This is a genomic window from Ectobacillus ponti, from assembly GCF_024294785.1.
Taxonomy (GTDB): domain Bacteria; phylum Bacillota; class Bacilli; order Bacillales; family Bacillaceae_G; genus Ectobacillus; species Ectobacillus ponti.
Genome location: NZ_JANCLT010000009.1, coordinates 57,150 through 76,677, shown reverse-complemented (window position 1 = coordinate 76,677; position 19,528 = coordinate 57,150). Strand labels below are relative to the sequence as shown.

The 19,528-nt window shown below is 54.1% G+C and carries 22 protein-coding genes; 5 read left to right on the top strand and 17 right to left on the bottom strand.

Annotated elements, in window-relative coordinates:
* The first annotated feature begins 142 nt into the window (after window positions 1-142).
* The gene (locus NK662_RS16180) at window positions 143-2,182 is read left to right on the top strand and encodes a methyl-accepting chemotaxis protein (protein ID WP_254759982.1); all 2,040 of its coding nucleotides are present in this window, start codon (window positions 143-145) and stop codon (window positions 2,180-2,182) included.
* A gap of 255 nt (window positions 2,183-2,437) precedes the next feature.
* Here NK662_RS16180 and NK662_RS16175 read toward each other — a convergent pair whose 3' ends face one another.
* Complete coding sequence (locus tag NK662_RS16175; RefSeq protein ID WP_254759981.1) at window positions 2,438-2,809, bottom strand: gamma-glutamylcyclotransferase family protein; 372 nt, start codon at window positions 2,807-2,809, stop codon at window positions 2,438-2,440.
* Between the two features lie 72 nt (window positions 2,810-2,881).
* On the opposite strand from NK662_RS16175, the gene NK662_RS16170 reads away from it, so the two are divergent.
* Window positions 2,882-3,145, top strand: coding sequence for a LapA family protein (locus NK662_RS16170; protein ID WP_254759980.1), 264 nt, complete (start codon window positions 2,882-2,884; stop codon window positions 3,143-3,145).
* A gap of 4 nt (window positions 3,146-3,149) precedes the next feature.
* On the opposite strand, the gene NK662_RS16165 is transcribed toward NK662_RS16170, so the two are convergent.
* Window positions 3,150-3,875: a ZIP family metal transporter gene (locus tag NK662_RS16165; protein ID WP_254759979.1), complete on the bottom strand. Its 726-nt coding sequence runs from the start codon at window positions 3,873-3,875 to the stop codon at window positions 3,150-3,152.
* 104 nt (window positions 3,876-3,979) lie between these two features.
* On the opposite strand from NK662_RS16165, the gene NK662_RS16160 reads away from it, so the two are divergent.
* The 3 genes from NK662_RS16160 to NK662_RS16150 all read left to right on the top strand — a co-directional run bounded on the left by NK662_RS16160 (window position 3,980) and on the right by NK662_RS16150 (window position 7,296).
* Complete coding sequence (locus NK662_RS16160; RefSeq protein ID WP_254759978.1) at window positions 3,980-4,411, top strand: DUF2243 domain-containing protein; 432 nt, start codon at window positions 3,980-3,982, stop codon at window positions 4,409-4,411.
* A complete protein-coding gene (locus NK662_RS16155; RefSeq protein WP_254759977.1) occupies window positions 4,404-5,135 on the top strand; it encodes a cytochrome c oxidase assembly protein in 732 nt (243 codons plus the stop codon). Before NK662_RS16160 ends, NK662_RS16155 begins: the two co-directional genes overlap by 8 nt.
* 106 nt (window positions 5,136-5,241) lie before the next feature.
* Entirely contained in the window at window positions 5,242-7,296 is a 2,055-nt protein-coding gene (locus NK662_RS16150; RefSeq protein WP_254759976.1) for an ATP-binding protein, read from the top strand.
* A gap of 47 nt (window positions 7,297-7,343) precedes the next feature.
* Here NK662_RS16150 and NK662_RS16145 read toward each other — a convergent pair whose 3' ends face one another.
* The 15 genes from NK662_RS16145 to NK662_RS16075 all read right to left on the bottom strand — a co-directional run bounded on the left by NK662_RS16145 (window position 7,344) and on the right by NK662_RS16075 (window position 19,506).
* Window positions 7,344-8,129, bottom strand: coding sequence for an N-acetylmuramoyl-L-alanine amidase family protein (locus NK662_RS16145; protein ID WP_254759975.1), 786 nt, complete (start codon window positions 8,127-8,129; stop codon window positions 7,344-7,346).
* A 13-nt stretch (window positions 8,130-8,142) separates the two neighbouring features.
* A complete protein-coding gene (locus NK662_RS16140; RefSeq protein WP_254759974.1) occupies window positions 8,143-8,355 on the bottom strand; it encodes a hypothetical protein in 213 nt (70 codons plus the stop codon).
* The gene (locus tag NK662_RS16135; protein ID WP_254759973.1) at window positions 8,345-8,788 is read right to left on the bottom strand and encodes a hypothetical protein; all 444 of its coding nucleotides are present in this window, start codon (window positions 8,786-8,788) and stop codon (window positions 8,345-8,347) included. The genes NK662_RS16140 and NK662_RS16135 overlap by 11 nt, the downstream gene beginning before the upstream one ends.
* The gene (locus tag NK662_RS16130) at window positions 8,781-10,061 is read right to left on the bottom strand and encodes an interleukin-like EMT inducer domain-containing protein (RefSeq protein ID WP_254759972.1); all 1,281 of its coding nucleotides are present in this window, start codon (window positions 10,059-10,061) and stop codon (window positions 8,781-8,783) included. Before NK662_RS16130 ends, NK662_RS16135 begins: the two co-directional genes overlap by 8 nt.
* A gap of 15 nt (window positions 10,062-10,076) precedes the next feature.
* Window positions 10,077-10,640, bottom strand: a complete 564-nt coding sequence (locus tag NK662_RS16125; protein ID WP_254759971.1) for a YmfQ family protein — start codon at window positions 10,638-10,640, stop codon at window positions 10,077-10,079.
* Window positions 10,630-11,691, bottom strand: a complete 1,062-nt coding sequence (locus tag NK662_RS16120; protein WP_254759970.1) for a baseplate J/gp47 family protein — start codon at window positions 11,689-11,691, stop codon at window positions 10,630-10,632. Before NK662_RS16120 ends, NK662_RS16125 begins: the two co-directional genes overlap by 11 nt.
* Before the next feature lies 1 nt (window position 11,692).
* Window positions 11,693-12,106, bottom strand: a complete 414-nt coding sequence (locus NK662_RS16115; protein ID WP_254759969.1) for a DUF2634 domain-containing protein — start codon at window positions 12,104-12,106, stop codon at window positions 11,693-11,695.
* Window positions 12,106-12,546 (bottom strand): DUF2577 family protein, encoded by a 441-nt coding sequence (locus tag NK662_RS16110; protein WP_254759968.1) that lies wholly within the window; start codon window positions 12,544-12,546, stop codon window positions 12,106-12,108. Before NK662_RS16110 ends, NK662_RS16115 begins: the two co-directional genes overlap by 1 nt.
* 26 nt (window positions 12,547-12,572) lie before the next feature.
* The gene (locus NK662_RS16105) at window positions 12,573-13,034 is read right to left on the bottom strand and encodes a DUF2577 family protein (RefSeq protein WP_254759967.1); all 462 of its coding nucleotides are present in this window, start codon (window positions 13,032-13,034) and stop codon (window positions 12,573-12,575) included.
* Window positions 13,031-14,050, bottom strand: coding sequence for an XkdQ/YqbQ family protein (locus NK662_RS16100; RefSeq protein WP_254759966.1), 1,020 nt, complete (start codon window positions 14,048-14,050; stop codon window positions 13,031-13,033). The genes NK662_RS16105 and NK662_RS16100 overlap by 4 nt, the downstream gene beginning before the upstream one ends.
* Entirely contained in the window at window positions 14,050-14,727 is a 678-nt protein-coding gene (locus NK662_RS16095; RefSeq protein ID WP_254759965.1) for a LysM peptidoglycan-binding domain-containing protein, read from the bottom strand. Before NK662_RS16095 ends, NK662_RS16100 begins: the two co-directional genes overlap by 1 nt.
* Window positions 14,727-17,339 carry a phage tail tape measure protein gene (locus NK662_RS23770; protein ID WP_254759964.1) on the bottom strand — a complete coding sequence of 871 codons (2,613 nt, stop codon included), beginning with the start codon at window positions 17,337-17,339 and terminating at the stop codon, window positions 14,727-14,729. Before NK662_RS23770 ends, NK662_RS16095 begins: the two co-directional genes overlap by 1 nt.
* A 206-nt stretch (window positions 17,340-17,545) precedes the next feature.
* Window positions 17,546-17,938, bottom strand: coding sequence for a phage tail assembly chaperone (locus NK662_RS16085; protein WP_254759963.1), 393 nt, complete (start codon window positions 17,936-17,938; stop codon window positions 17,546-17,548).
* Between the two features lie 56 nt (window positions 17,939-17,994).
* Window positions 17,995-18,429 (bottom strand): phage tail tube protein, encoded by a 435-nt coding sequence (locus NK662_RS16080; RefSeq protein WP_254759962.1) that lies wholly within the window; start codon window positions 18,427-18,429, stop codon window positions 17,995-17,997.
* Between the two features lie 12 nt (window positions 18,430-18,441).
* Window positions 18,442-19,506 (bottom strand): phage tail sheath subtilisin-like domain-containing protein, encoded by a 1,065-nt coding sequence (locus NK662_RS16075; RefSeq protein WP_254759961.1) that lies wholly within the window; start codon window positions 19,504-19,506, stop codon window positions 18,442-18,444.
* Window positions 19,507-19,528: the final 22 nt, after the last annotated feature.

Genomic DNA, 19,528 nt, shown 5'->3' with positions numbered 1-19,528 from the left:
GCAGTCTGTCCTATGGGGGCAGGCTGTTTTTCATGTGAAAATTAGGAGGGTCTTCCTAGTGCATGGTCAGACCATCCCGGATATAATCAATGAGTAATATTATAAAATCTTATTATAATAATCATAAGGAGGAAATGAAGCTGTGCTGAGAACGATTAAAACAAAGGCGCTTGCTATTATTCTGCCTGTTATTCTAGTTACCCTGCTGGTTATGTCCAGCGTATCCTTCTTGTTTGCACGTACGCTGATTCAGAATGAAGCGGACCAAAAGATGGACCATTTGCTCGACAGCACATCCAACGTGATTCGTGCCCGCATTTCGGCCCACTCCTCTCTCGCTCAGGGCTTTGCCCGCACCATTGAGCAGAAGGCCGGCCAATATACGCTGGAGGATTACCACAGCATGGTGCAAAATATGCTGGAGAAAAACGGCGATATCCTGTACGGCCTTGGTGTCTTTTTTGCCCCGTATCAGTACAAGGGCGACACGAAATTTTTCTCCACGTACGGCTACCATGACGGAAGCCGCGTGAAGCTGACTGAGGAGTACAGCGATCCAAGCGTAAACTATCCGGACCAGCCTTGGTACTCCATGGGTGCCGAAAACAAGACAGACAAAGTGGTGTACACCGATCCGTTTTATGATCCAAAAATTAATGCCACGACCATTACCGCCAGCATTCCATTTTATAATGCCGAGAAGAAACTGATGGGTGTGGTAACAGGCGATATTGAAATCGGCCAGATTCAGTCCATGGTGCGAAAGCTGAAGGTTGGCAAGACCGGCTCCGCCTTTCTGGTGGACCGTTCCGGCGTGTATCTAGCCAATCCGGATGCCAGCAAAGTTATGAAAGCGAACCTGAAGAAGGATTCCGGCAAAGAACTGAAGCAGCTGGCTGCTTCCATCCTGTCCAAGGATAAAACAACCGGGCTGGCAGACGGCACTCATGTGTATGCCGAGAAGATTGAGCAGACCGGCTGGGTGCTGGTGCTGACCATGCCGGATGCCGAAATCAACGGTCCGGCCAATCAGCTGCTGCTGACACTCAGTGTTATCGGCGTGGTGGCTCTTGTCGTAATCGGCATTGCCGTGTACCTGTATATTTCTTATATCTCCAAAAACCTGCAGAAGGTCAATGCTCTGTCCACGGTCATGGCGGAGGGCGATATGACAGCACAGCTGGACATTCGTTCCGCTGATGAATTCCACGATATGGCAGAGAACTTTAATGCCATGACAGAGAACCTGCGCCAAATGATCGGCAAGGTATCTGACAATGCGCAGCATGTGCTGCAAACAGCGGAGCAGCTGGAGCAGAATGCGGGCCAGACAAGCGCGGCAAGCGAGCAGATTACAGCAGCCATGCAGCAGGTCGCAGCCGGCTCCATGACCCAGCTGAACAGCCTGGAGGAAAGTGTGCGCGCCATGACGGAAATGTCTCAGGGCATTCAGGTCATTGCGGAGGCCTCCTCCAGTGTATCTGCGGATTCCCGGCAGGCAGCGCTGCAGGCGAAGGATGGAAAAGCAGCGATTGAACGCTCTGTCCAGCAGATGGCGGCGCTCCATGAAACAGTGGAACAGTCAGCCGGCGTCATCGCCGAGCTTGGCATGCGCTCCAAAGAAATCGGCGAGATCATCAGCGTGATTTCTTCCATCTCCGATCAGACGAATCTGCTGGCGCTCAATGCTGCGATTGAAGCAGCCCGTGCCGGCGAGCATGGACGCGGCTTTGCGATTGTGGCGGAGGAAGTGCGCAAGCTCGCGGAGCAGTCCGCCGAATCGGCAGCCCAAATCAGCGACCTGATCAGCTATATACAGGGGCACACAAACCAGGCTGTGCAGGCAATGGAAAAAGGCACAGCCGAAGCGAAGGCCGGCAAGCTTGTCGTGGAGGAAGCAGGCCATACCTTTGCAAGCATCGTGGCACTGGTGGAGCAGGTCAGCGCCCAGATCCAAGAGGTGTCCGCAGCTTCCGAGCAGATGGCAGCCAGCGCAGAAGAGCTGAGTGCTTCTGTCGAGAACCTGTCCGGCATTTCCCGCCACTCCTCTGTGAGCACGCAGGAAGCCGCGGCAGCCATGCAGGAGCAGCTTGCTTCGGTGGAAAGCATGCGCACCGCGACAACTGAGCTGCGCGGCATGTCCCAAAGCCTCGAAGAGCTCGTTGCTGTCTTCAAGATATAATTGCTGAGCCAACCCGGCATCGGGTTGGCTCTTTTTGCTCTTGCTTCCCGACAGTCAGCCTGCTTTTCCTGCAAATCAAATGGACTTTCCTACAAATCACAGCAGGCTTCCTACAATTCACCGTGCTTTTCCTACAATTGAGCGCGATTCCCGACAGTCAGCCTGCTTTTCCTGCAAATCAAACGGACTTTCCTACAAATCACAGCATGCTTCCTACAATTCACCGCGCTTTTCCTACAATTAGAATCGGCCCGCTCAGCGCTTCCTCCAATCGCCACCGGCAAGGTGCACCTGCAGCAGATGCCGGTAATTCGGATGGATGACATACACAAATGCCTCATGCGCCCCCGTTTCCGTCATAATCTGCCGGGTCACCCGCTCATACAAATTGTCGGTGCTGCCCTCCACATAGTCCTCCAATTCATCAATGGCCGGCAGGTGCGCCTCGGTGATGCGGTACAATTCTCCGTATACCTGCCCCTCCGCCTCCTCCAGCGCCGGATAGCCAAGGCCGGTATCGTGCAACCGCCCCGCCGTCCAGCAGACCTCAGCCACGCATTCCGCCCCCTCCAGATAATGATGGTTATGCTCATCCTTGCGCAATGTGCCGTACACAAACAACAGCATCTCTTTTCCTCCCTTTGTATGTCGTGCTGGATTACTTTGCATAATAAAAGAAAAGAGGAACGGAGGCAAGTCATGAAGCTGCAATGGAATCTTATCTTTGCCCTGCTGTTTGCGATCATCATCGCGGTGCTCGCAGTTGTGAACGTGAAGCCTGTACAGGTGAGCTACGTGTTTGGAACAGCAAGCATCCCGCTGATCCTCGTGATTCTCGGCTCCGCCCTGCTCGGCGGGCTCATCATGGGCTCCATCGGCTTGTTCCGCAGCTTCGTGTTGCAGCGGCAGGTCAGAGCGCTGGAAAAGGAAAAAGCGGAGCTTCAGGAAGCCAGGGAGCAGTGAACACCTACCTGAGCCATTGCGTCAGGCTGATCATCGTCAGCAGCCCGAAGATAAAGGAAAAGGTGGCCGGCTGTTCGTTGCCGTCGCCGTGGCTCTCCGGAATCAAATCCTTGTACACGACAAACAGCATGGAGCCGGCTGCAAATGCCAAGCCATACGGAATCAAATGGGCAAAGGCACCGGCAAACGTAATGCCAATGGCGGCGGAGAACAGCTCCAGAAGCCCGGTGAAGGTGACATATAAAAACGCCCGGAACGGGGCAATGCCATTCGACACAAGCAGAAGCGCCATGAGGAAGCCTTCCGGAATGTTCTGCAGCCCCATCGCAAAGGATACAAGCGGCCCGAGCTCATACGGGTTGCTCGCATAGCTCACCCCGACCGACAGCCCCTCCGGCAAATTATGAATGCTCATGGACATCAGGAGCACCAGCGCACGCCGCCGGTTCAGCGATCCCTTCAGGTGCTGCTCCCCTCCCGCTATGTACTTCTCCAATATAGTCAGTGTTACGGTCCCAAGCAAAATGCCAATTGTTAAAACAGGCACATTCGACAGCTTCAGGGCAGACGGAATCAGCCCGTAGGTGGAAGCCGCCACCATAATGCCCGCTGTATAGGCAAGCAGCGTGTCTTTTTTGCGGTGTGACACATTTTGAAAAAAGATGGCCGGCAGCGCGCCCAGCACAGTACAGGCTGCAGTCAGGGCACTTCCGATATACGTTTCGTCCATAGGCTCTCCCATACTCGTTTTTCTACTTATATATGTACAAGCCGGCGGAATTATGTTTGAAGCGCCCGGCGCCCGTCCACACTGAGGAAAAAAGGAGTGAGAGCATGGAAAAGCAGAATGTATGGGCCGGTCTCCTCTTCGGGCTTGGCGTGGCGGCTTTTATCGATGAAACCGTCTTTCATCAGCTGCTGCACTGGCATCATTTTTATGACAAATCGACCATGGCCATCGGCCTTGTATCAGATGGCCTGTTTCATGCCGTCAGCTGGTTCGCCACAGTCGGCTCCCTCTTTCTTGTAGCCGATCTGCGCCGGCGGCAAGCCTGGCAGCCGAAGCACTGGGCGGGAGCGGTGCTGCTTGGCGCGGGCGGCTTCAACTTCTATGACGGCACGATCCAGCATAAGGTGATGCGCCTGCATCAAATCCGCTACAATGTTGAGATTCTGCCGTACGATATTTTATGGAACGTGGCGGCAGTGTCCGCCATCGCACTTGGCCTGTACCTCATGAAGAGGCGGGAGGCAGCCTATGAATGAAATCCTGCGGGCGCTTCCCTTCGCCTTGGCGATTGTCGTCTATCTGGCGGCTGAGTCCCGGCAGGAATGGCCAAAGCTGAGGTCGCTGTGCTGGATTGCCGGGGTGTTTGCGGCGGAAACAGCCGTCCTGCTGATGAAGCGGGCGCACATGGATTTTACCGTCCATATGCTGGTGCACCTCTTGCTCGGCATGCTGGCGCCGCTCTTGCTTGTATTGGCAGCCCCGGTGACGCTGCTGCTGAAAACACTGCCCACAGCCGCAGCCCGGCAGGTGACACGCTTTCTGCGGAGTCCGGCTGTGCAGGTGTACCACCATCCAGTAGTTGCCGCACTGCTGAACATCGGCGGACTCTGGGTGCTGTACGCCGGCGGCCTGTACGGCCATATGCACCACAGCCCGCTCCTGCATACGCTGATTCACATCCATGTGCTGTTCGCCGGATATCTATTTACCGCTTCTATTATATATATAGACCCGGTGCCAAGCCGCTTCAGCTTTCCGTACCGCGCAACTGTATTTGTGCTGGCACTTGCCGGACATGGGATTTTGACGAAATACATCTATGCCCATCCGCCGGCAGGCATCTCTGCAGCGCAGGCGGAGGCCGGCGCGATGCTCATGTACTACGGCGGCGATCTTATCGACTTGCTGCTTATATATATGTTCTGCCGGCAATGGTTTCAGAAGGCGCAGCCGCGGCTGTCACCTGCGGGGACGGACTGAAAAGAGACGTGCGTGCGTCTCTTCTTTTCATGTCCGGGCACCGGAAAGGAAGGATTTTAAAAAACAGAAAAAGAAACTATTAAAATAAACAAAAAAGTAGGAAGGAATGGATTACCAAATGAGAATCGGCCAGCTTCTTTCCCAGGTGGAGGATCAATGGTTTGTCGGCCGGGAGCATGAACTCGGCATGCTGACAAACCTGACCTTTTCACAGCATGATTGGCAATTTCTCCATGTTTGCGGGCCGCCGGGCATCGGCAAAACCACCCTCTTGAAGAAGTTCCGCAACATGCATCCCGGCCGGAGGATCTATTATTTCAGCGGGCTGGCAGGCTACAGGGAACCGGAGGAGTTCCTGCGCGACCTGCATGCCGCGCTCAAAGGGGAAATCGGGCAGGTGCCGATGGACGGAGAATCCCTGGCCGGCGCCCTGAATACATTGGCCGCAGAGCGGGACGGTGTGGTGCTGCTGCTTGACACGCTCGATCAATGGGCCCCCATCCATATGTGGCTGCGGGAACACTGGATTCCCCAGCTCTCCATCCGGGTCCGCTTCATCTCCGCCGCTCGCTACCGGCTTTGCGAGGTCTGGCACCGCACGCCCGGCTGGACTGACATGATTTACGAGCTGCCGCTGGGATCCCTGAGCAAAAAAGAGGTGCAGGATTATCTCAGGCTGCGGGGCATCCATGACAATCTGCTCCAGCACGCCATTGGGAATGATTGCAAGGGAATTCCTGCCGTCCTGCTGATTCTGTGCAAGTATGTGCTGGAAAACCGGCATGTGCCGCTCGATGAAGGCTTCCCCTTCCGGCATCTGACCCAGCTGTTAAGCAAACGGCTGCTCGCTTGCAGCGATTCTTCCGCAGAATTCCGCGACCAGCTGCGGGCAGCTTCGCTGTTTTGGTGGTTTGATTATCATCTGCTGAATGAGGTGTGCCATCAGAAGCTGACACCGGCAGAATTCTACCACTTCTGCCAGCTCCACGTGATCGAGCGCAGCGAAAATGGATATTGGCGCATCAACGATATGCTGCGGGACTGGATGAGCCGGGAATACCAGCTGTTCAATCCGGACGATTTTGCGGCTGCCGCCAAAAAAGGGATTCAGGTTCTGCGCGAACGGCTGAAGACGGCCCCTGTGGAGAAGCGGCTGGACTACATATACAATCTGCTGCATTTTATACAGGACGGTGTGCCGAAATCGCTGAGCTTTGCCGGCGGCGGCATCAAGTTTTCCTGCCGGCAGATTGAGGCGCAGGATTTGCCTGCTGTGGAGTCCATGTTTTCGCGCTATATCCTCACACTGCGCCCGTTTGCTGACGATAAATGGCAGCAGGTGCAATATATCCGGGAGGTCTGGCAGGCAGAACCTTCCGCCTTTACGGGCATTTGGCACGGAAATCAACTCGCAGGCTTTGTCTCCTTTCTTCCGCTGCACGAGCGGATGAGACAGCTGTTTTCGCGCAATCCTGTGTATCGTCCCTACGTGGAGCACTCCGGCTTACAGGATAAGGAGTACTTAATCTGGCTGATTTCCTCCATGCCCGAATACGATCCGGATGCGACCTCCTATTTATTTCGTTACTTGTTCTCGCAGATGACGGAGGATAAGCTGGTTACCGCCCTGTCCCCGTTTCCGGACTTTATACGCATGCTGAAAACGCTGGGATTCCAGGAGCTGCCGTTCTATCAAGAGGATTATGCAGAGGAGGTTCCATTTCAGCTGCTGCAGCTGGATTTGCGCAACCGGGACTTATCAGCTGCACTGCAAAATCCATATGAACAGCAGACAGAGGACTGCGAAGAGCTTCGGCAGGCTTTGCCGAAAGCATTGAAGCACATTCTGACCCACTATCACCAGAAAGAGGGAGAGGAGACGATCGATTCCTTGTTTGCAACGTTTCCTGCACTGCGGCAGACACTCCGCCCCGGCGACTTTAAGTTCTGTCTGCTTCAGGCCCTGTCCAGCCTGGAAAAACGGTCGGAGGAGGACCGGATTTTGTCGCATATGCTGAAGATGTTTTACATACAAAAGACCGGCAGCCATGAAAAGGTGGCATCCCAATTCAATTTGTCCGCCAGCACCTATTATCGTTATTTAAAGAAAAGCTTTGATAAGCTGAGCCAGGAACTCATTCATATACTCTATGATTCTTAATACGGCGGCAGGGGCGCCTCACAGCACCCCTGCCTGGTATCCATGGTTCAGCCCTGCTGCTTACTGTACCAGTAGCCGTTCTCCTTCAAAAATCCCTCCACGTCAGCCGATGCGGCTGTCTCCTGAAACGGACCCACGGTAAAGAATAAATGTCCTTCCCTGCCGCGGCTTGGTGTGAAGCCAAGCCCTTTGCCCATCAAATAGCTGTGGATCTTCGCCAGCCCTTCCCCGGAATAGCCGCCTGTATAAAAGAAGAATTGCTTTGGACTCTGCGCCGGCAGCCCGAGATGCTTCGCCGCTGCTCTCGCGTGCGCCTCGCCGACCGCCTGAAGGAACGCCGTGTTTTTCAAATACTGTGCGTCATTGGAATCTATGAACAGATTCTCTGTCAGCACCGCCGGCATATTGGTTTCGCGCAGGACAGAGAAATTGTCCTGCCGCGCCGCAGCACCGCCGTGTGCCTGAATGTTGCCAAACTGGCGCATTGCTGCCAGAATCTCGTCATTCAGCACCTTCTGCAGCGCCAAGGTTTGGGCGTCCACGCCGCCATTGTACACATAGCTCTCAAAGCCGGTGCCGCCCCCCGCATTGATGTGTACAGAAATGAAAATGTCCGCCCCCCAGTTGTCAGCGAGATCATCCCGCTGTCCAAGCGGCACAGTCTGATCGCCGGCCCGGCTCGTGCGCTGCTCAAAGCCACTGTAGTTCGCATTCATGTAACCCATGGCGTATTCCACAATCGCATGCGTCAGATCTGACTCCCGCAGCCCGTTGCCGCACGCACCAGGGTCCGCTCCACCGTGTCCCTTATCCCAAAAAATCTTCTTGACCATCTCTATTACCCCCTCATTCTACTTTTCCAGCAAGTTGGTCCAGCTTTTTCTCCAGCAGCTCCTGTTTATCCATGATGTCCAGCATGACATCGTACAGCAGCTCAAGCGTTACCTTGTCTGTCTTCACATTGTCCCGGCGCTTTTTTTGCTTATCCTTCAGTTCCTTTGCTTTCAGGCGGTCCGGATTGGCGGGGATATGAATGTGGTTCTTCTTATCAGCCGGCACTTGCTGCCACCACCTTTACACTCCGATTTTGTGCAAGATTCCTAGTCCGGATGTAATACTCCCCGGACTCCTCGCTGCTGAAGGTCATGGTGGCTGCGCCCTTTACAGGCGGGACCGACAGCTGCATTCCGTTCACCTCAAACAGAACCTCCTCCTTGTAACTCGTCTGTAAAACCCCTTGCCAATCATAAATGGAGGCAGTAATGGTCGCTGTATCAGTACCGTTGGCCATAATACTTTCCTTATCAGCCTTCACCTGCGGAAAATATCCGGTGAAAGAGCCGTTTATATAGGTTGTATAAAAGATGTTCGGATTTCCATACTGCTCCTGTGTAATGGGAACAAGCGTCTCAGAAACGACTTCAGCGCTCAACTCACTCACGCCTATCACTTTACCGGTTGCCGGGTTAATATTCGCATAGAAATTAGGCATACTCAATCACCTCGTAAGACACCAGGCAGTATGTATAAGGGAAGATTCCCACTGCCACCACTGAAATTTGATTAGATGAAAAAATAACGCCTCTGGCAGTCGCTGCTTGTGCCAAATAGCGGTCCGTCCTCCATTCATAGTGGTAGCCGGTGCTTGAAATGTTAATAAAGGACTTTGCCATGTTGACCGGCGCAATATAGAAATATGCCACATTGCTGTCATACAGCCAGACTTGCCCCCTCTGTACACTCTTAATCCCCACGCCTTTCCACCCCGATCCGTCATTGTATTCCAGAAACCCGTTTGTTGAACGGAAGTTAATTCCTCCATTCACTACTGGGGAAACTCCGCTTCCGCCAATCATTGGATTTCCGTCAATCAGCGTGAAGCTTACATCCAGCCAGGAATCGGTTTGGTTGCCTGTGGGCGAAATGCGTTCCATGCCATTGCCCTCACCAATCCCGGGAATCCCGACAAGCACATAAGCACAGCGGTACAGGAAAGCATCGCTCTCAAACATAGCCCGGCTGCCGCCGCAGCGTTTGATTGCCTTTGGCAGGTCCCCGGCCAGTCTGTTTCTCATCGGCTCATCATAGGTGGTAATGATTACAATCTTATCGCTGCCAAGGACATTTAAGGCATTTGCCAAAGCTGTCGCCTGCTCCGCACTGTTATACACGTCATAGGATTTGTTGGAAAGAATTTTGTGCGTGGCTCTATCAATGACAGTAAGGCCATAGGAAATCGTCGTACCGGATACATACGTTCCATTTTGGTGCACCCCGGCCTGCGCAACCGGCGGGATGGCTCCCAATCCAGCCGATATGAGCCGAAAGGCGTCAATCCGCTGCGCCTTCAGATTGCCCTTATGCCAAATCTCATTGGCGCCTAACTTTCCGTTCCCATCCTTATCCACTTCAAACCGGCTTGTGCCATCCATATTTTGAATTTGAAATGCCTCCTGAGAGCCAATCCCGGTTCCGCCCAGCATAATTTTGGGCCGGTCGAGACCCCATGCAACCCGCATATAAGCCCCGTTATTGTTCGGGTTATGCATCTGAAGCTGTCCGCCGCCCTTCATCGTCAGTGTGCCTGTGAGATCGTCCAGCCCTGAGCTGCCAATCTTCGGCGCATCCCCCGGCAGCCCTGTATGCTTGTGTCCGGTTGCCGGATTGAACAGCCGGTCTGTTGCTTCAATATTGTCGTTTTGCGCTTTGCGCAGCACATTATCATTTGCCTCAAACGTTTTTAAACCGCTTGGCAAATTCGCCATGCCCTCTCCTCCTTTCTACGGCTTCCATTTCTCAAGCTCTTCCCATGTTTTGTTCATGGCCTCGAGCTGGTTCCAAGTCAACTTGGCAGCATCCAATTCATCCCAGCGCAGATACGTAAACTTGAACGTCACCTGCAGATGCGCCGGCACGATTTCGCGCACAGCCCGCTCCACGTCCCGCAAATTCGGCGGAACCCCGCGCTTGCCGACAAAAGTGATGATCACCTCATAATTGGAGAATTGCTCCAGCACCTCAACCGTCCCGTTCTCAAAGGACTCGGTCACGTTTTTGATATGTGCCGCCGTCACTGTGCCCGTGCCCCGCAGCTTTGAAAGCACCACAGAGCGGCGCTGATCAATTGGCTTCAAGGGGTCCGCCGGAATGCCGCATACAGCCTCCCACTTGCTTAAGCCCCATGTCGCCGTTTCCACAAAAAACTGTGCCAGCATGCTTTCCAAGCTCGTATGCAGCAGGGAAATCTCCGCTGCTTCCTGCTTCAGCAGGTTGCCGACCATTTTGGACTGCACATAATAGCGCGGCAGGTAGTCCTGCATATCTTTTTCAATATCAAGACTCAAGGAAGCTCACCGTCCCCGCCACGGCCGCTTGGCCTTCCGGAACCTCCAGATTGGCCGTGCCGCCGTTGATCTTCAGCTCGCTGAAATCAATCATATACGGGACATTTAATAAAATGGCGCCAATGCGGGTGTGGCGGACAATCGGCTCCTTAAAGGCAAGCTCAGCCAGGTATTGCGTCAGCCCCTTTGTAAAAGCGGCTGTCACCTCTGCCGCAGTACCAGCTTTGTTCACCTTGAGCTTGGCGGATACATGAACAGGAAACTCCACCGCGGGTACAACAGTAACCTGGGCGCCGACCGGCCGGTACTTCTCAATGTTGGTCCGCACCGCATCCACCAGCGATGGAATGGGCGCCCGCTTATCATCAGAAAGAAGTGTTACCTTCACTGTACCATTGCCATTCCAGACCGGCGTCACCTTGACATCGCCGATTCCCGCCACCTCCAGCGCCCATTGCCGGTAGTGCCAGACATTGCCGCTCGTCGACGGCCGCTGCAGCCGGTCGTAGTACCGCTGCAGCAGGGACTCATCCGATTCAATGTCCGCTCCGTTAATGAACACAGTTTGATTGGTCACGCTGATGATTCCGGTAATGTTTCCGGTTGTCAGCTTAATCATGCCGGCGGCGACATTGCCGCTCCGCCCCTCTGCTTTCGCTTCTGCCGCCACAGTTACTGTGTCAGCCGTAATGATGCCCTGCTCCTTTGTCACAAAGTAAACAGGATTCTCCCCCTCGGTGGATACTTCAACACCTGCCGGAATGGTGGTGTCCTTCTTTCCTGTGAATGTCACCTTTCCGCTTGCTTTCACGCCCGGACGGCGCGACAACCCGATTTCCCGGCAGCGTTTATCCAAAAATTCACCGGGCTGGGCCGGACCCGCGAACCCGAAGGTCAGCACCTGCTCCAGTTGGATATAAGCATGTGCCAGCTCAATGGCTGCCGGCGACAGCAAATCAAACGTCACCGACCCTTGACGCTTGTCAAGCTCCTCCGGGGATGCGTCCAGCATCCTCTTTAAAATGGACTCCTTTGTCTGCTGCTCGAACATGCTACAGCATCACCTCCTGCACCAATGCGCCTTCCTGCGTCACCACGGTGAAGGCCGCAAATACTTGATTGCCCTCCCGCCTGATCACAAAGTCTTTTACGTTTACAACACGATCGTCATAGATAAGCGCTTCCCGGATCAAGCGGGAGATTTCGCTTTCCAGCAGCGCATATGGAATATCCTGCCCAAGCAGGTCCTCCAGCTCACAGCCGTATTGATCATCATAGATCAGATGGCGGAATCGCGGCGTCACAAGGGCTTTTTGCGCAAATTGAATCAGCGCCTCCTGGCCGTCAATCCTTCCTTCCTCCAGTTCCCCCGTATCAAAATTCAGCTTGTATGTACGATACGGTGCCGTCTTCGGCTGCACCGCCGTAATCCGCTCCTCTGTCCGCTTGAATGGAGAGAGTGCCATTACTTCATCACCACCCTGTCTAAAATGATGTAAGTCTGTCCGTGATGAATGCCCAGCACAATGACGCGGTCATCCTTCTTCAGCTCATGGTCATACTCGATCTCTGCCTCGGCAATTTCCAAGCTGGCATCCGACAAAGACAAATCCGTCACTTTATGGGAGTGGCCGGGAATTGCATCCGTGCTTCCGCCGATTGTGCCGCCGGACAAAGTGGCCTTCCCCCCGCTCAGCTTAATTTTCTTCTTATGCTTTGTCAGCTGCTCCACCACAAGTACATCGTCTTTCTCCAGCACCGCCGGCATATGATCAATCTGGATTTTGAGATCGGGGGGAGCGGCCACTACAGTTGCCCATTCAACTGTGACATCCGTGTTGTATCCCAACTGGCGGATCAGCTGGACAAGCTGGCTAGCCCCGGACCCTTCTACTCGCTCATTCATGCTATTCCCCCTTTTCTCATAAACTCCTAATAGGCAACCAGTCTGGCCAACACAAAATAGCTTTGATTCTGATTACAGGCCACCAGCACACGGTCATTCTGCTTCAGCTCATGCTGGTACTCTATCATTCCTTCTTCGATGGTGAAGCTCGCATCCCGAAAGCTTGCCGATGTCATTCCGTGGGGATGGGGCGGCATTTGATTGTCGCCAGGGTATTCATCCGTTTTGCCAATAGGAGCGGGACTGTCCTTTTTGACTGTTGTCTTCTTGCTTGTCAGCTTCATTTTCTTTTGGTGCTTGGTCAGCGACTCCGCCACGACAAGATCATCCTTCTCCAGCGGAACCGCCATATGATCAATCTGAATTTTCAGATCGGGCGGATCAGCCAGCACAGTGGCCAGTTCAAAGCTCACCTCCGTGTTATACGCCAAAATACGGATGAGCTGGACAAGCTGGCTTGCCCCGGATCCTTCCATGCGTTCCGTCATCGCTTACTGCCGCCTTTCCCTTGCTCCTCATATGCCAGCTCCGGCAGGTCATCCGTCGCTGAGAGCGACAATGACATTGTGTGCTTCCCGTTTTCAAAGGTGTGTTCGTCAGTGGAAATGTAGTAGCCCCCAATGATGCCGGTTAGGGATTCCTTCACGTATACTGCCATGCCTGCCGTGACGCCATCGATTCCGATCGCCTCCAGTCTCGCCTCATCATGGATGGTGCCCAAATCCTTCAACAGCTGCTTAGCCCGTTGCTCCATTTGGGATTTCGTCATGTCGCCATCCACCTTTTCCAAATGCTGCATCGTTCCAAAGCGCTTGACCAGTTCATCATCCTTGGCCATGGCTGTGGCACCCTTCTTCTTCTCATCACTGCCGATCACCTTAATCTGGCTGCGCAACTCTTCAATAGATTGCGAGTAGGAAGCATCCATAATATTGGCGCCGTTTTCCAGCATCCACTTCACCTTCTGCTCCTTGCGCTCGAACAGCTGCAGTTTGCCTTCTCTGGACGTGATGAAAAAGCGCCGCCCTGTCTGCTTTTCCGTTGTCGTCAGCGCCGTCACCATCATGTCAAACAGTGTTTTGTCCCGGAAAATATGCTTTTTAATTACATATCCGGTATCGGCAACTTGGCCGGCTGGAATGCCAAACTCATTACAGAGCCGCTTCACAATCGCCCCGGCTGTCACATCCCGGAATATTTTCGTATCCTTGTTTTTGGTGAGATAGATATTTTCATCGTAGGCGGTGACGGACATTTGTCCGGCGGCATTGATGGAATCTGTGAAAATGATGCCGCGGAACAGCTCTTTGCCGTCCTTCAGGAGACGGACTTCATGCCCCTTCTGAATCTCAAAGAGCCGGGTGCGACCGTCTGCCGTGTTTGTCATTTCCAAATCCAGCCGCCGTGCCGCCTGCTTAATATCGCCGGACCATTTGATGGATTTTACAATTTGTTCAATCTGCGTTTCCTTTTGACCGTCGTTGTAAACAATCTGCAGCTCCATTACGGAATCACCAGCTTCCAGCCGGGGCGGAGGCGCAGCGGATTTTTGCCAATTAGTAAGAGATTTGCCTGATAAATCTCTTGCCACCGGTCTCCCCGGCCCAGTGTCTTTTGCGAAATTTTCCAAAGCGTATCCCCGTTTTGCACCTCATAGGAGGACAGCTTCTCCTTCGGGTTCGGCCGCTTCTTCACATTGGATACAGTGGTGCCCTGCTGCCCGCCTGCGGCACTCTCTTTGCTCTCCTCATTGATTTTCCGGAACTCCACATGCACATACTGCTTGAACTCCATATCGAAATACACATCACCGGGGCTGCCGGCCTGCTCCCGGTAGTTGAAGGAGCGCAGCGTGACCTCATCATTGATTGGCGTTCCGGTGACGGTGAGCCGCATCGTTTTGCCGGAGTGCATCCAGCGCTCAATCAGCGCCACCGTTTCCCACGGCCGCGGAATTTCATCATACTCGCAGTAGCCCGGGTGATAATCCCGCGGAAAAAAGGAAGAGAAGGAATAGCTTTTCAGCGTGCGGTTGCCGATGACGGTATATTCCCCCAGCTGTGTCACATGAACGTCCTCGTAGCTGTGGGAGCCGGACACGGAGATTTGCTCCGGATTGACCGGCAGCTGCAGGCTTTCCTTTTTGTTATCAAAATGCAGCCAAAATTGCATGGTCCCCATTATGCCATCAGCCCCCCTGCTGCGCGAATTTGCTTGGCAAGCGCCCGGGCAATTTCATCGATGTCAGACTCCTTGCGGACATGAAACTCATTTCCGGTCACAGTAATTTGAATGTCCCCGGTGCCGGCAGCAGGCTTCTTTCCGGCGCTGGCTGCAGCCGCTCCTTGATACACTTGATTGGCATAGGCGCCTGTCTGGGAACCGGCTCCCGCCGGGATGGCGTTCAGCACTGCCGCACTTGGGGATGCCGCGCTGCCCAGCTTCGCCGCCACCCCTGAAGGCAGTACAGGATCCGGCTTAACATCGGCAGGCTTTACCAGCGGACCAGGCATTTGCATGGCGGGGGCAGAAAACAGCGGCTGTGCCGCCGTTGGATTCGGAAGCGGGGGCAGCACAGATGAAGGCGCAGCCATCAGCTCCTTTGGAAATCCTGCCGGCATGGCAGTGTCATGGTTGAGTGACGTGTTCAGGCTAAGGTCCTTCTTGGAATCAACAAGCCCGAAGAATTCCTGAACCGCGCTCACCACACCCATGACGGTGTTGCGGATCTTGCCGAAGTGCTCCCGGAACAAATAAGCCAGACCGCCGATTGCCGCACCGACCAACAAAGCAAGCCCAATAATCGGCAGAAACGGTGCCACAATCGCCCAGGCACCCGCGGCCGATGCCAGCAGTGACGGCACAAGTGCCCACAGAGACGGTGCAAGCGCCCAGAGAATCACAGCTGCCACTCCTGCAAGTGCCGGAGCCAGAATGTCCGCATTGCGGGCCAAGAAGCCGACTGCTCCGCCGACAAACGGCACCACCGTTTCCGCCAGATACAGCAGAGCCTGCCCCAACGGCGCCAGGGCGATAAGAATTTGATTACCGACGATACCCCAGCGTTCCCCTAAAGTCATGGTTTCTTGTGTTTGCTGGACCACCGCCCCCGTCGACGTTTGGATGGCTCCCAGGATATTGGGATCCGGCACAAACGTGCTGCTGCGGATTGCCTCCGCCATGCCTTTGCCCGCTTCGCCAAAGCCGGCCATCGCCAGGTTCAACGCCCCCTGTTCTGTCTTGGCGTTCTGAATCAGCGTAATCATATCCTTGAAGGATTGCACCGGGTCTGTAACACCCTCCTGCTTGCTCAGTGCTGTGAATGCCTTGTTCATCATGTCAACGGTGTCCTTGGCGCTTTTGCCTTCCTTTCCCCATTGCGCCAGCATGCTCAAAGACTCGTCGAAATTGAAGCCCATGCCCCGCAGCACAGCACCTTGTTCATTGATCTGCGCCCCTAAGTCGGCAAAGCCGACTGTCGATCTTTGGCTGGCAATCAGCAGTTTATCCATGAGACCGGCTCCATCAGAAGCTGTGCCGCCCCATGTTTTTAAAATATCGATTGCACTTCCCATGAGCTTTGAACTGTCTCCGCCAATCAGACGCGACACATCCAGCACCGCTTTTCCGAAGGACTGGATTTGTCCGTCATCCCCGTTCATCTTGCTTTTAATGTCCGCCACAACCTCGGCCACCTTGCTCAAATCATCGGGCACCTTCGTGCCGAGAGTGCTGTAGCTCTTCATTAAAACGTCCATCTCAGCCCGGTTCGCCCCAGTCGCCACTTTTATTGTTTTAAAAGCAGCATTAGCTTTATCGCCGGCCGTCAAAATGGCTTCTCCGGCCTTCTTGCCATAATCCAAAAAGACTGGCCAAGCCATGGCGGCGGCATTGACACTTAGACGAAAGGCATTGGCGCTGAAGGCACCTTTCATTTTCTGGAGGAAGGACTGTGTTTTCTTCTCATGCTGCTCCATGGCACCGGAGGAAGACTGAAGCTCCGCAAGCAGATTCTGGTTTACAGCAGCAGCCCCTGTCTCCATGACATCCACCAGCTTTTTGCCAAGCTCTTCACCTAAATAACGGGAGGCAATCCCCAGCTTGACTGACTCCGACTGGGCTGATTTTATTTTCTCCACCAGCTCCTGCAAGGCCTTGCCTGGATGCTCCACTTTCGTATCTGCCAAATGCTGAAAGGCAGCCTGCATGGTGTCAACAGCCTTGATGGAGTCACCTGCAAAGTTGTTCCGCCCCATAAAGAGTGCCAGCGTCTGATTCAAATCCAGTCCGAGTGCCCGAAAGGCGACTCCCTGCTCCTTCAGTCTACTGTTCAAATCCATAACGCTCATGCCGGACCTTTTGTGCGCCACAAATAAAGTATCCATCAGGCCAATGCCCTGCACGGCCGACAGCCCCCAATCCTTCATGGTGCTGCTGGCTGTATTCAGCATGCCGGCACCGTCCACACCGGCCAAACGTGAGCCGGTCAAAACAGATTGCCCAAAAGATTCCAGTTGCACGCCGGCAAGCTTTGTGTCGTTGCTGAGTTTGCCGATCACATCCCGCACCTCTGCCAGATTGTTGGGCACCTTGGCTGCTACTGCCCGAAAGGATTCGGTCAGTTCGTTGAGCTTGGCTCCTGTCATGCCTGTCATCATGGACAATTCCTCTGAAGCTTCCGCCGCCACCTTGATGGCTGCCTTATAGGAGCCGAGCATCTGTGTTGCTTTGCGCCATCCCTCTGTCGCCTTGGACAGGGTGCTTGCCGCACTGGCTGCGTTTCCTGTACTCACACTCTTCACCTCCTGCTTTCCCTACCGTTTGGAGGAGTACTTCCGTTCCTGCGCCTTGCGCTCTTTTTCTTCCTCTTCAAGCTGAAGGAGCATCGACTCATACATGAACCGCTTGACGCCCTCCGGCTTGTTGTAGATTTCATCGGGCGGAATGTGGTGCCGCTGAAAAATGACGTGGATCAGGAATGCCTCCCCGCCCGATTTGATTAGTTTTTTACGTCGTCCTCATCGCTGTTGAAGCCGCTGATGTCCATGATTTCCGTGGACAGTCTGGCAATCTCGCCCGCCAGCAGGATGCCGAGGATCGCTTCTGTCGGTGTGCCGTATTTCTCAATCAGCTCACGCGCGGACCAATCCGGAACCACACAGGCCTTTTGGATGACCAGTGCGCCGAATTGCTCCTCATCGAGCACCTTTTCGCGCTTTTGGCCTTTGCCGATATAGTGGGAGCATTGCTCCTGGATTTTATTAATGGTTTTGCCGTCCAAAGCCCGGATGCGGAAGCTCACACCCAATCGCTTCATGGGCACATCTCGTTCCGGTTTGCTGTCCGCGCCCAATAATGCCCGCAATACGTCATCCTGTACCTGTAATGTCATGTTCATGACCTCCTTTTTGTAGTCAGCAGGCGGGAAAGCCCGCCTGCTTTCATGCGTCAGCCTGCGCTGATTGTGTCAATCAGTTCATAGCCTGTAAAATTGAACGGCAGCTCCTCTTCCACAAGGGAGCCCACCTCAAAGTTAATGAGCGGAATCTTATCAAAAGTGACACCCTTTAAACGCACGCGGTACGCGCCAAAGGATTCCGGGTCTTCCAGCTTCAGAATGAGCTCGGTAATGAATGTGCCTGCTGTGTCGTCCGCAATTTTCCCGATCGTCTCCACAAACTCCGTTGTCACCTTGTAGCCGCTGATTGTCCCCGAGCCTGTCAGCCCTGTTACTTTATGAGCCGTCCAGCGTGTGCCGGCGCGCTTAATTTCTTCCTTCGCAATTTCCACTGTCGCTTCCGCCGACTTAATGTTTGTCAGCCATTCCCCGTTGTGGTACACATAGCCGAATGTTCCATTGATTACGCGTGTAGAATCCAGCATCCCATATCCTCCTTACACCTGAATAGTCAAGAAAATGCGTTCCATACTGTCAATTTCCGTGAAGGAGATCATCAGGAATACGCTGTCTCCGTCTGATTTCCGGCCCGGATCCAGGCCGACCACAATATCAGTCAGGACGTTGTTCAGCTCCAGCCGCTCCAGGTACGCCTTAATGGCAGAGATCAGTGCCACCTGTCCGTCCGCATTATTATCCAACTTGCCTATGTAGGACTCTGAAGCTGTTTTGGGGATATCCATCGCCACTGCCTGCCGCGCGCGCATGGCCCGGATTTTCTTCTTGCCTGTCACCAGCCCCTGCTCCACCTTTACCTTTTCACCATCATGCACGAGCACAAGGGATCCGGCCTCCAGCGCAGACTTGATTTCACTGTTCTTCAGGCGCTTCGTCACATCATCCACCCGCACCTGCGTGTAGGTAATGGATTTATTGATGCCTGTACCGGCAATCAGGCCGGCGATATACGGGGCAAATTGGGCTGAGCTGTACTCCTTGCCGTTCATGCTCACCCCGGTAATCAGGTTCACCGCATAATGATCAGCCAGCTTCGTGCTACGGGTATTCCCGGCTGCCGGATTCTTGTCATCTGCCGCCGAGCCGCCGAACACCGTCAGAAAATGCTTGCCCTCATCACGATTGCGCGTGCACCAGGAGAGAATCTTATTTTGCACCTCTCCCTGCAGCGTAGAGACAATTTCATCCGGATACACGAATACATTGAACGGACGGGCTTCAAATTCATCCAGCAGGTCAGCATGCTGCTTTTTCACAGCATCCGCTCCTTCTCCGGCCGCTGGCACTGTATAGACAAGCACCTCCTTGGCTCCGCCCTGCAGCACGAGAATAACCGGGCCGGCTTCACTGCCGAACAGGTCGAATGCTTCCTTTTCCTTCTCAACAGTATAAAACTCTCCGGCTGCAGCCTTGCCATATTGGAACAGCGGCAGCGCAACGGTTCCCCTGGCACCGCCTTTAATTTGTGCGGCAGCCGCCTCTACGAAGTTGATGTAAAGGCCCGGACGCACCGGCAATGAAGTTGCATCCCATTTTCCACCCATACGGGCACCTTCCTTTCCCCTT